This is a genomic window from Myxococcus sp. CA051A (assembly GCF_013336705.1).
GTDB lineage: Bacteria > Myxococcota > Myxococcia > Myxococcales > Myxococcaceae > Myxococcus > Myxococcus llanfairpwllgwyngyllgogerychwyrndrobwllllantysiliogogogochensis.
Window position 1 is genome coordinate 265,324 of the sequence record NZ_JABUMS010000005.1, and the last position, 10,721, is coordinate 276,044.

General features: G+C 67.7%; 8 protein-coding genes, 1 tRNA gene and 1 pseudogene. 6 read left to right on the forward strand and 4 right to left on the reverse strand.

What is annotated here, in order from left to right:
• The first annotated feature begins 79 nt into the window (after positions 1-79).
• The 3 genes and pseudogenes from pheT to HUA74_RS17405 all read left to right on the forward strand — a co-directional run bounded on the left by pheT (position 80) and on the right by HUA74_RS17405 (position 3,156).
• Positions 80-2,494: a phenylalanine--tRNA ligase subunit beta gene (gene pheT / locus HUA74_RS17395; RefSeq protein ID WP_174455391.1), complete on the forward strand. Its 2,415-nt coding sequence runs from the start codon at positions 80-82 to the stop codon at positions 2,492-2,494.
• Positions 2,495-2,593: 99 nt separating this feature from the next.
• Positions 2,594-2,872: pseudogene (locus HUA74_RS17400) on the forward strand (integration host factor subunit alpha); the annotation flags it as partial.
• A gap of 207 nt (positions 2,873-3,079) precedes the next feature.
• Positions 3,080-3,156, forward strand: a tRNA-Pro gene (locus HUA74_RS17405).
• Between the two features lie 57 nt (positions 3,157-3,213).
• Here the strand turns inward: HUA74_RS17405 and HUA74_RS17410 are convergent.
• The gene (locus HUA74_RS17410; RefSeq protein ID WP_174455392.1) at positions 3,214-4,521 is read right to left on the reverse strand and encodes a polysaccharide deacetylase family protein; all 1,308 of its coding nucleotides are present in this window, start codon (positions 4,519-4,521) and stop codon (positions 3,214-3,216) included.
• A gap of 135 nt (positions 4,522-4,656) precedes the next feature.
• On the opposite strand from HUA74_RS17410, the gene HUA74_RS46830 reads away from it, so the two are divergent.
• Both HUA74_RS46830 and HUA74_RS17420 read left to right on the forward strand, forming a co-directional pair.
• A complete protein-coding gene (locus tag HUA74_RS46830) occupies positions 4,657-5,403 on the forward strand; it encodes a galactosyltransferase-related protein (protein ID WP_174455393.1) in 747 nt (248 codons plus the stop codon).
• 15 nt (positions 5,404-5,418) lie between these two features.
• Positions 5,419-6,246: a glycosyltransferase family 2 protein gene (locus tag HUA74_RS17420; protein ID WP_174455394.1), complete on the forward strand. Its 828-nt coding sequence runs from the start codon at positions 5,419-5,421 to the stop codon at positions 6,244-6,246.
• Positions 6,247-6,417: 171 nt separating this feature from the next.
• On the opposite strand, the gene HUA74_RS17425 is transcribed toward HUA74_RS17420, so the two are convergent.
• The 3 genes from HUA74_RS17425 to HUA74_RS17435 all read right to left on the reverse strand — a co-directional run bounded on the left by HUA74_RS17425 (position 6,418) and on the right by HUA74_RS17435 (position 9,214).
• A complete protein-coding gene (locus tag HUA74_RS17425) occupies positions 6,418-7,347 on the reverse strand; it encodes a biosynthetic peptidoglycan transglycosylase (protein ID WP_174455395.1) in 930 nt (309 codons plus the stop codon).
• A gap of 95 nt (positions 7,348-7,442) precedes the next feature.
• Positions 7,443-8,240 (reverse strand): sulfotransferase domain-containing protein, encoded by a 798-nt coding sequence (locus HUA74_RS17430; protein ID WP_174455396.1) that lies wholly within the window; start codon positions 8,238-8,240, stop codon positions 7,443-7,445.
• A 230-nt stretch (positions 8,241-8,470) separates the two neighbouring features.
• Positions 8,471-9,214: an aspartate/glutamate racemase family protein gene (locus HUA74_RS17435; RefSeq protein WP_174455397.1), complete on the reverse strand. Its 744-nt coding sequence runs from the start codon at positions 9,212-9,214 to the stop codon at positions 8,471-8,473.
• 143 nt (positions 9,215-9,357) lie between these two features.
• Between HUA74_RS17435 and HUA74_RS17440 the strand changes: the two genes are divergently transcribed.
• Positions 9,358-10,665 (forward strand): nucleotide disphospho-sugar-binding domain-containing protein, encoded by a 1,308-nt coding sequence (locus HUA74_RS17440; protein WP_174455398.1) that lies wholly within the window; start codon positions 9,358-9,360, stop codon positions 10,663-10,665.
• Positions 10,666-10,721 lie beyond the last annotated feature (56 nt).

Genomic DNA, 10,721 nt, shown 5'->3' on the forward strand with positions numbered 1-10,721 from the left:
GCGGCCGCCCGAGCCTCCCGCCTGGCGGGGTGGCGTGGTCGCGCTCCTGTCTTCGTCCCGAGAGCAAGAGGGTGGACCTGTGAAGATTTCGGTGAAGTGGCTTGGCGACTACGTGGCGCTGCCGCCGTCGGTGGACGAGCTGGCGCGCAAGTTGACCGCCGCGGGCCTGGAGATCGAAGGCCTGGAGCGTCCGGGTGATGGGCTCCGAGGCGTGGTGGTGGCGCAGATCAAGGAGTCCGTGCAGCACCCCAACGCGGACAAGCTCTCCGTCACGCAGATTGACGCCGGGGGCGGCGCGCTGGTGCAGGTGGTGTGCGGCGCGAAGAACTACAAGGTCGGCGACAAGGTGCCGCTGGCCACGGTGGGCACGAAGTTGCCCAACGGGATGGAGATCAAGCAGGCCGCGCTGCGAGGCGTGGACAGCTCCGGCATGCTCTGCTCCTCCAAGGAGCTGGGGCTGACCGAGGAGTCCAATGGCCTGCTCATCCTGTCGCCCGACTTGAAGCCGGGCACACCCATCGCGGAGGCGCTGGGGCTGGATGACGTGGTCCTGGAGGTCAACGTCACGCCGAACCGGCCGGACGCGCTGAGCCACCTGGGCGTGGCGCGCGAGGTGAGCGTGGTGACGGGGGCGGCATTGAAGGTGCCCCAGCCGAAGCTGACGGAGTCGGGGACGCCGGCGTCCCAGAGCGCCAAGGTCCGCGTGGAGGACTCGGTGCGCTGCCCGCGGTATGCGGCGCGCGTGGTGGAGAACGTCACCATCAAGCCGTCGCCGCAGTGGATGCAGGACCGGCTGAAGGCGTGTGGCGTGCGGGCCATCAACAACGTGGTGGACATCACCAACTACGTCAATCTCGAGTTCGGGCAGCCGCTGCACGCGTTCGACCTGGACAAGCTCGCGGGGCAGGAGATTGTCGTCCGCGGGGCGAAGAAGGGCGAGAAGCTCACGACCCTGGACGGCAAGGAGCGGACGCTGGACCAGGAAGAGCTGGTCATCTGTGACCGGGACCGGCCGCAGGCGCTCGCGGGCGTCATGGGTGGCGGGGACAGCGAGGTGACGGAGAAGACGACGCGCCTGTTGCTGGAGGCGGCGAACTTCCTGGGCTCGGGCGTGCGCCGGGCGGCGAAGCGTCATGCGCTGCACACCGAGGCGTCCCATCGCTTCGAGCGTGGGGCGGACCTGGACGCGGTGGTTCCCGCCATCGAGCGGGCGGCGCAGCTGCTCGTCGAACTCGCGGGCGGCACGGTGGCGCCGGGGTTGATCGACATCTATCCGGCCGAGAAGCCGCCGCGTCAGGTGACGCTGCGCTTCGCCCGGGTGGAGAAGGTGCTGGGCGTGGCGGTGCCCGAGGCGGAGGTGCGGCGCATCCTGGAGGCGCTCGGCTTCCAGAAGCTGTCGGAGAGCGCGGGGCAGGCGACGTACTCGGTGCCTCGGGCGCGGGTCGACGTGGAGCGCGAGGAGGATCTACTGGAGGAGGTCGCTCGCGTCTTCGGCTACGACAACATCCCGGCGAAGTTGCCGCGCGGGCTCGCCTCACTGGCGCCCGAGCCGGCGCACTCCGAGGCGGAGCGTCGCCTGCGGCAGGCGATGTCGGGGGCGGGGTTGGACGAGGTGGTGAACTACTCGTTCGTCGCGCCCAAGAGCCTGGAGGTCCTGGGCCTGAAGGAGCAGCCAGTGGCGCTGCTCAACCCGCTGAGTGTCGAGCAGTCGGTGATGCGCACCAGCCTGCTCCCCGGGCTGCTGGAGAACCTGTCGCGCAGTGTCCGGCACCAGGTGGAGTCGGTGTGCCTCTATGAGACGGGCCGCGCCTACTTCCGGGACTCGGAGGGCGGGCAGGGGACTCGGCCGGCGGCGCGCGAAGTGAACCGCGTGGCGGGCCTGGTCTGGGGCCTGCGAGGTGGCGGCCGGAGCTGGACGCAGAAGGATGCCCGGGCGGACTTCTACGATGCCAAGGGCGCGGTGGAGGCGGTGCTCGGGGCGCTGCGTGTGGACGGCGTCACCTGGTCGCTCGGCGGGCCTGCGGCGTACCACCCGCGTGCCAGCGCGGAGGTGAAGTTGGCGGACGGCACGGTGCTGGGCCATGTGGGGGAGCTGCACCCTCGCGTGGTGAAATCGCTGGGCCTGCCCGAGGGAGTGTTCGTGTTCGAACTGGACACGGAGCCGCTGTACTCGGCGGCTCGGCTGGTGCCCGAGTACCACTCGCTGCCCAGGTTCCCCGCGGTGCTCCGCGACCTGGCGGTGGTGGTGCCGGTGGAGCTGGCGAACGACTCGGTGCGGAAGGTGATCCTGGAAGTGGGGCGTCCCCTGGTGGAGGACGCGCTGGTGTTCGACGTGTACACGGGCAAGCCGATTCCCGAGGGGAAGAAGAACCTGGCGTACGCGCTGCGCTACCGCTCGGCGGAGCGGACGTTGACCGACGTGGAGGTCACGGAGGCGCACCAGCGCATCATCAGCGAGGTGAACCAGCGCCTGGGTGCCTCGCTGCGTGCCTGAATTCCTGAATGAAGTCAGAGGGTTGACTTGCCTTCGGGAAGGCTGCCACAGTATTTGGGCGTTCACCGTGCTGAGGGTGGGGGCATCCCGAGGATTCGCATGACGAAGGCGGACATCATCGAGGGCGTCTACGAGAAGGTCGGCTTCTCGAAGAAGGAGTCGGCCGAAATCGTGGAGCTCGTGTTCGACACGCTCAAGGAAACGCTGGAGCGCGGCGACAAGATCAAGGTCTCCGGGTTCGGCAACTTCCAGGTGCGCCAGAAGAAGGCGCGCGTGGGTCGCAACCCGCAGACGGGCAAGGAGATTGAAATCTCGGCCCGTCGGGTGCTGACCTTCCGGCCGAGTCAGGTGTTGAAGAGCGCCCTCAACGGGGAGGCCCCGCCGGAAGATCACGCGGAGATCGACGCGCGCGAGGAAGCGGCGGCGGACGCGGCCGAGGCCCGGGGCGAGGACTTCGACGAAGAGGGAATGGAAGATTCAGAAGGGTGAGTTTTCCCACCGCGACCTGCTGCTCCTGCTTGACCTGAGCGTTGTGTAGGGGCATAAGGGCGCACCGTTTCACGACGGCGGCAGCACAAGCGGTTTCGGGGCGTAGCGCAGCCTGGTAGCGCACTTGCTTGGGGTGCAAGTGGTCGCAGGTTCAAATCCTGTCGCCCCGACCATCGAAGGCCCTGGACTCCTAGGCGAAAGCCGAGAAGTCCAGGGCCTTCACCTTTTTGTCACGGCTTCGACGCGGCGGTGGCGTCCCAGCTCGGAATCTTCTTCTCGGCGAGCTCGCGGAAGGAGGGGAACTCCACTTCCTGACAGTGGCGGGCCCCCTTCTCATCCGGACAGCCCGCGGCGGCGTAGGTGAGCGTCTTCTGCATGGCGCGCCAGTAGTCGCCGCCCCGGAACAGCGCGAAGTGGTGGCCCATGTTCCACGGCACCCGCCCGAAGTCCTCGTAGGCCGCGTGGAGAGCCTTCTGGTAGTCCTCCTCCATCTGCGCTCCCGTGCCCCCCTTCGAGTTGTATGCGTCGTCCATCGAGTACGTGAGCGCACCCTTCATCCACATCAGCGGGAACTGGGCCATTCCCAGTCCGGGCTCCTTCGTCATGCGCCGGGGCGGGCCCAGCTTCCAGCTCGGGCTGCTGTCGTACGCGTAGCCGCGCGCGGACAGCACCCGGTAGAGGGCTGAGTTGAAGTGCAGGAAGGGCGCGCGGAACCCCACCACCCGGTACGGCTTGAGGTTCTCTCGCTGGGGCTTCCCCTCCGCGTCGAACAACACCTTGCCTTCATGTTCGATGGGGAAGGCCGGAGGGGGAATGCAAACGTCCGTCGCGGTCGTCCACGTCGGGCTTCCGCAAACCAATCCCGCCACGCAGGGTGTATTGGCATTGCAGGTCGTGCTGCACACGCCCACGTCCTCGGTCAGGTGCAGGCACGTACCGCCCTGGCAGTCCGCGTCGGCGCCGCACCGCGCACCCGGCTGTCCCGCAGCCGCCGTCTTCAAGGGCTCCCACTTCGGGAACACCGCCTTGCCCTTCGCATCGACGACGGGCTCGAAGAGGTTCGCCTCCACCAGCGCGTGGAACTCGTCGATCTCCTTGCGCCAGGCGTCATCAGTCCATGTCTGCCCGGACGCGTGGCGGACCGTGTGGTTCGCGACCTCGTGCCCCTCGTTCAGGGCCTGCTGGGTGAGGGCCCACCGCACGCGGGCCTCTTCAGCCGTCGTCGGCACGTCGAGCGGATCAATCGCCACACCCTGCACCGTGGGGTCGTAGTACGCGGTGTTGATGAAGTAGGTGTAGTGGAGCGGCTTGCCTGTCTCCCGCTCCAGCTTCCGGGCGAACCCCAACGTGTCGAGCCACATCGCGAAGCGCTTGCTCCCGTCGAATGAGGCGGTGACTTGCAGCGGGTGCGCGCCGAAGTCCGTCTCCATCGGCTCGCCGAAGGGGGCATCGCGCTTCTTGCAGGATGCCGCCACGCAGACGAGGACGGCGAGGAGTGACATCCGCGTGAGGCGCGAGCGGACAGGGGCGACAAGCATGGGGGCGTGCTCCAGGGCAGAAGCCGTGAAGCGCGTAGAATAAGTCAAAGCCGTGAACACGGCTATTCAGGAAAATGTATCATTCGGTCCTCGCCAGGCGGTCCGGGGCTTCCGGGCACGAAGTGGAGGGAACGGGTGAATCTCAGTGTCGTCATGCCGTACTTCAAGCGCATCCGGGAGTTTCAGAGGGTGCTGCTGCTGAACGCGCCGTACTTCGCCCGGCCAGGCACCGAGGTGGTCATCGTCCTCGACGAGCCGAGCGAAGAAGGGGAGGTGATGCGCCTCGTCCGCGACTTCCCCTCCATCCGGTGGCGCATCATCGTCAACGACTTCGACCACCCCTGGCGGCCGCCGTGTCGCGCCATCAACGTGGGGGTGCGCAATGCCATCGGCGAGCACGTGCTCGTCATGTCGCCCGAGTCCGCCTTCGTCACCGACGTGCCCGCCATCGCGCTCGCGCATATCGCGGCCAACCCCGGTACGGCGGCGCTCGGCCACGTCGCCTTCGCGACGTTCGACCAGGTGGAGTCCGCCGGAGGTTCTCTCGCGACGGCGTTCACGGAACCCGTGACGATCTACGGCTCCATCTGCGTGGCCCGCGAGCGCCTGAATGCCATCCATGGCTACGACGAGAGCTTCGACCAGTGGGGCGGTGATGACGACAACCTGCGCGTGCGCCTCATGATGACGGACACGTACCTCTTTCCGCTCGAGGACATGCGCATCCTCCACCTGTCCCTCGAGCCCCGGCAGGTGCGGCAGGCCAGCGCGATGCCTTCACCCGAGTACACGCAGCGCATCTTCAGCCCCTCGTCGGCGCAGGCGAACCCCGAGGGCTGGGGTGAGAGCTTCAAGCGCATCGCCTTCGACTGGCGGCGATAGGAGATGGGACACCCCATGCTCGTGGCGGTCCTGCAGCTTCGGAACGAGGCGTACTACCTGCGCGGGTGCCTGGACCACCTGCGCGACCATGTGGATGCCTTTGTCGCGCTGGACGACGGGTCGACGGATGAAACGCGCGCCATCCTCGCCGCCGAGCCCAAGATGGCCGACGTGCTCACCAATCCGCCGCGTCCCGACGAGGTGGGCTGGGATGAGCCCGGTAACCGCTCCCGACTGCTGCGGCGGGCGAAGGAGCTGGGCGCCCGGTGGGTGCTCTGCGGTGACGCCGACGAGCGCTTCGAGCAGGGCTTTCTCGCGCGGCTGCCGGAGTACCTCCTCAAGGCGGAGAAGCAGAACCGACCCCTCGTGGCGATGCGCTACCGGGAGCTGTGGGACGGCGTCGCGCAGTACCGCGCGGATGGCCTCTGGGGCAGGAAGACCCGCTGCTGCGCCTTTCCCCTTCCTGATGCGATGACCTTCGGAGGCCGGCGCCATACGAAGTTCCATGGCGTGTGGTACCCCGAGCAACTCGTGGGGGCCCGGCACCTGATGTTGGACCACGGCCTGTATCACCTGCGCATGGTGAAGCCGGAGGACCGCATCGCGCGGAGAGACCGCTACGTCCGGTTGGATCCGGAATCGCGCTTCCAGCGCGTCGGGTACGACTACCTCACCGAGACGCGAGGCGTGAAGCTCAAGCCCATCCCTCCGGGCCGGGAGTATGCGTTCCACACGCTCCCCGAGGATCTCCGGCAACAGGTGCCCGCCGCATACCTGGACGGAAGGCCGGCCCCATCCGCCAGCGGGCTCACCGGTTGGCTGCGCCGGCTCTTTTCCTCGTAACTCCTCGTACCTGGACGGAAGGCCGGCCCCATCCGCCAGCGGGCTCACCGGTTGGTTGCGCCGGCTGTTCTCCTCGTAACTCCTCCGTCAGGGCAGGCCAGCCCCAGCCCCTGTCGGTGAAGGCCTGCTCTCGCGGATGAGGGCGTGCCCTGCGCGGGCGCCCGTTGCCTCTCAGAACTTCGGGACGGGGTTGGGGCCCGTGTAGTAGCCGAGCTCGCTGCGATAGCCGCAGGACTCCTCCAGCATCCGCTCCTCGGGAATCTCCTCGGTGACGACACGGAATGGCACGGGGGGCGGCTGCACGTCGGCGGGAGTGGGGATCCGCAGCGCTTCCTGCAGCGGGACTCCCTTCTCGAGGGCCTGGAACAGGACCTGATGGCGGAGGGCCAGTGACTGGTACTGCTCCGGGCCGAGCAGGCCGGAGATGAACATGCGCCACAGGACGGAGGCCTGCTTCTTTCGTGCTCGCTCGCGATTCGGTCCCTCCAGGGGCTGCCGCGGCGCGGGCGCGATGGCCGCCAGGAGCGTGCCCTCGAAGGCATCGAGCTGCGCGGGCTGCTTCTGGAAGTAGTACTGGCTGGCCTGTCCCACGCCCCAGACTCCGGGGCCCAGCTCCATGATGTTCAGGTAGAGCTGCAGGATGCGCTGCTTGGGCACCTCGCGCTCCAGGTCGCGGGTGAGGAGGATCTCCCGCAGCTTCCGCTCGAAGGTCTGCTCGGGTCCGAGGAAGAGGTTGCGCGCGAGCTGCATGGTGATGGTGCTGTGCCCGACGACCCGGCCATTCAAGCGGCCGTGTATGGCCAGCAACGTCTGCCGGTAGTTGAAGCCCCGATGCTGGAAGAAGATGGTGTCCTCCGCTTTCACCACCCCGCACACCAGCGCGCTGGACATGGAGGAGAGGGGAAGCCAGGTCACCGCGAAGTTCTCGGGGAGCTGTCCCTCGGAGATGGCCAGGCGCATGTAGTTGGTGCGCTCCGGGTTCTCCTCGCCCAGCCGGCTCACGGAGGGCAACTGATGCGACACCCAGGTGACGTACAGCGCGAAGGGAATGCCCACGATGGCGAGCAGCACCAATGTCCCGCGCGCGAGGCGCCGGAACACGCCGCGCCGCTTGGGCTTGGGGGAAACGGACCGGTCAGGGGCGCTACGGGGGCTCTGAGACATGATGCTGGCAACCCTATTCTCGTGGTCAGCTGTCAGACTTCGTTGCCGGTGATGCCAAGCGTGCGGAACAGCGGGGCCAGCGTCCTCTCGAGCAGGGCCTGCTGCCCGGCATCGAGCGCGTCGCGGCCGCTCCCCACCTTGCCCTCGCGGATGAATCCCTCCGCGCTCAAGCCTCCTGGCATGGGCGGCGCGAAGCGGGCGTTGTGCCGCTTCATGTACTCGAAGCTCGTCTTCTCCAGGATGTCCGGCAGTCGCTCTGGAGGAAGTGGAAGCGCGAGGAACGCGGAGACGCGCCGCACTTCTCGCTCGCGGTCTCTCACGAGATCCTCGTAGCGCACGTGCAGGACGTTGGGCGCCCGGCGGTTCGGCCACCAGGACCTGAGGTGGGACGACCACCCGCGGTTCTTCATCTCCCGCTGGAAGAACTGATCGAAGTCCAGATGCGCGCCATGGGCTCTGCACACGTGGTGGTAGTAGGACACCAGGGTGTCGGACGCCGCACGCGTGACGTAGATGACTCGGCTGTTGGCGGGAGGCCTCAGCAAGCCATGGCTCAGGTGCGTCTTGAAGATGCGGGGCGAGGGCAGTCTGGCCAGCACCTGCTCCGCCTGGGGCTTCGTCCCGAGCTGCTCCAGGAATGGGGACACCTGGAGGATGTGCTCGAACTCGCCACGCCCCTCGTGGATCAACTGGAAGACGATTTGCTGCATCCACGTCGTCCCGGCCTTGGCCGCGGTGGCGATGTAGATGTCCCCAGGGCGGGGCTTGAGCCAGACGTAGCGCACGCGCAGCCACGAGCGCGCCGACCGAAGCGCCCACCGTGCGCGCATCAACCCGCCAACCAGACCCCTCATCGGGTCCGGTGCTGGCCGGGTCGGACGATTCGTGACGCCGTGCCGCTCACTCATGCTCACCCGGCCAAGCCTTCCAGAGCTGCATAGTCAGAACATCGCAATATTCAGGCGATTTCTGAATTTACTTTCTTGCCCGTCATTCGCGACGCAGTGGGCCGCGACACGGAGGTGCGGGAGGGAGTCTCCAGGCACTCGCGCCCATGCCTCTACGCGCTGCGCTTGAGGGCGTACCGGTGCGTGACGAGCGCGGGCATGCGGTTCGCCACCAGGTAGAGCGGGTCGATGTTCCGCAGGCGCTCCTGTGGGGGGCGGGTGCGCATGTACCGGGTGACGAGGTGAAGCTCGGTGCAGCCCGCGATGAATCCGTCCACGCCATGGGCCCGGACCAGCCGCTCGCACAGGACGGCCGCCTCCGTGACGTCGCCGTGTCGCTTGAGCCGGTAGATGGCGTCGTGGAGTTCGACCTGCTCCGCGGCGCTCGTCCAGGTCAGGTGGGGCTCCGCCGCGCGCCAGCGCTCGCTGCGCTCGAAGACGCGCGCCGCGCGGGTCCCCTGGCTGGAGAGAATCAGCCAGCGCTTCCCCTCCGCGCTCACCTCGTCGAGGGTGAGGTCCACGAGCGACACGGTGAGGTCGCGCAGCGGCGCGGGGATGTGTTCGAGGAAGTGGTGCATCGTGATGCAGGCGATCACCATGCGCCGCGCACCCATGTCCCGCAGGCGCATCAACGCGCCCTCGAGCCATCGCGCCACCAACGCCTCCTGGCCCTGGATGATCGCCTGGGTGCGATCCGGCACGTTCGGGTCCGACAGCAGGACACAGGCCGGCCCCGACTGCTCCACCTCGAACGGGTTCTCCTCGTAGATGGTCTTCAGGAACTCGGCCGACGCCAGGGGCCCGAGGCCCCCCACGATGCCCAGGAGCTCGCTCGGCGCCGGGACCGCGTCCCACATGTTCGTCCGCGCGGCAGGCGGCAGCCCAAGGCTATCCAAGGTCTCGTCTCACCGGATGTCTAATCTTGCAGGTTTGAACAATAATCCACGAAAAACCATTCTACAATCCGTTCGATCCAGATCGACCTCCTCGAAGGATTCAGATGGCCACCATCCTCCTCGCGCCGCTGCCTGTTCCAGGCCACGTCAATCCCAGCTTGCGGATCGCGCGGTCGCTCCAGCGCGGCGGTCACCGGGTCATCTACCTGGGCATCCTGGAGATAGAGGACGAGGTGCGCGCCGAGGGGTTCGAGTTCACGCCCCTGTTCGAGGACATCTTCCCCAAGGGGAAGCTCACCGAGCTGCGAGCGACCGCAGCGCGGCTGAAGGGCCTGCGCCTGCTGTGGTTCCTGCGCACCCAGGCTCGTTGCTTCAACGAAGCGCTGCGTCGGATGGTCGAGGGGGAGGTCGATGCCCTCCTGGCCCGACTTCAACCGGACCTCCTCATCTGCGACGAGAAGCTCCGGCACCTCGCCATCATCGGGCACGGGCTCGACGTCCCCGTCCTGCAGATGAACGTGACGATTCCCCCGGAGTTCATTCCACGCCCCGAGGGCGCCTCGCGGGGACCGGGGCGTGGCGCCGCGATGCCGGGTGAGCGACTCCTCATGGCGCTGGGGCTCTTTCCCCGCCTTCGCCCGGCCCTGCTGGCGTTGGCGCGCAAGCACCGCTACCCGCTGAAGAACATCAAGACCGTTCCGATGCTCGACCGGAGCCTCTCGCCCGAGCTGCTCCTCTGCCCCAAGGAGTTCGCCGAGGTGCGGGTGCGCAGCCCCCCCGGGGAGTATTGCTACATCGAGCCGTGCATCGACCATGAACGCCGCGAGCCCGAGTTTCCCTGGGAGCGCCTGCGCGAGGACCGACCGCTGGTCCTCTTCGCGCTCGGGACGCTCGCCGCGACCTCGAAGCACAACCTGCGCATCCTCCAGGAGGCCTTCCTCGCGGCCGCTCGCCGCCCGGAGCTTCAGTTCGTCATGGTGGTGGGCTCCACGATGGAGCCCGCGATGTTCGACGTGCCGCCCGGCGTGATCGCCGTGAAGGTGGCGCCGCAGCTCGGCCTGCTTCGGAAGGCGGCGGTGATGGTCAACCATGCCGGGACGAACAGCGTGAAGGAGTGCATCGCCTTCGGCGTGCCCATGGTCTCCATTCCACTCCAGTTCGATCAGCCCGACATCGGCCGGTTGATTGAACTTCATGGGGTGGGGCGCATCATCCCACCTCCAGAGGTCACCGCCGACCGGCTGCTCGAGGCCCTCGACGACGTCCTCCAGAATCCCGCGTACAAGAAGGCCTGCGAGCAGTTGCGGGTCCACTTCGTCCAGGCCGAGAGCGCACGGGGGGCCGCGGGCCCCATCGAGGAGTTCCTCGCGCGCCGCTCTGCCTCGGTGGGTGAGCGCCGCCGCCTGGCGTAGGCCTTTCGCGCGCTCACTGCGTCCGCTCGCGGACCTGGTCGGGCTCATTCGCATCC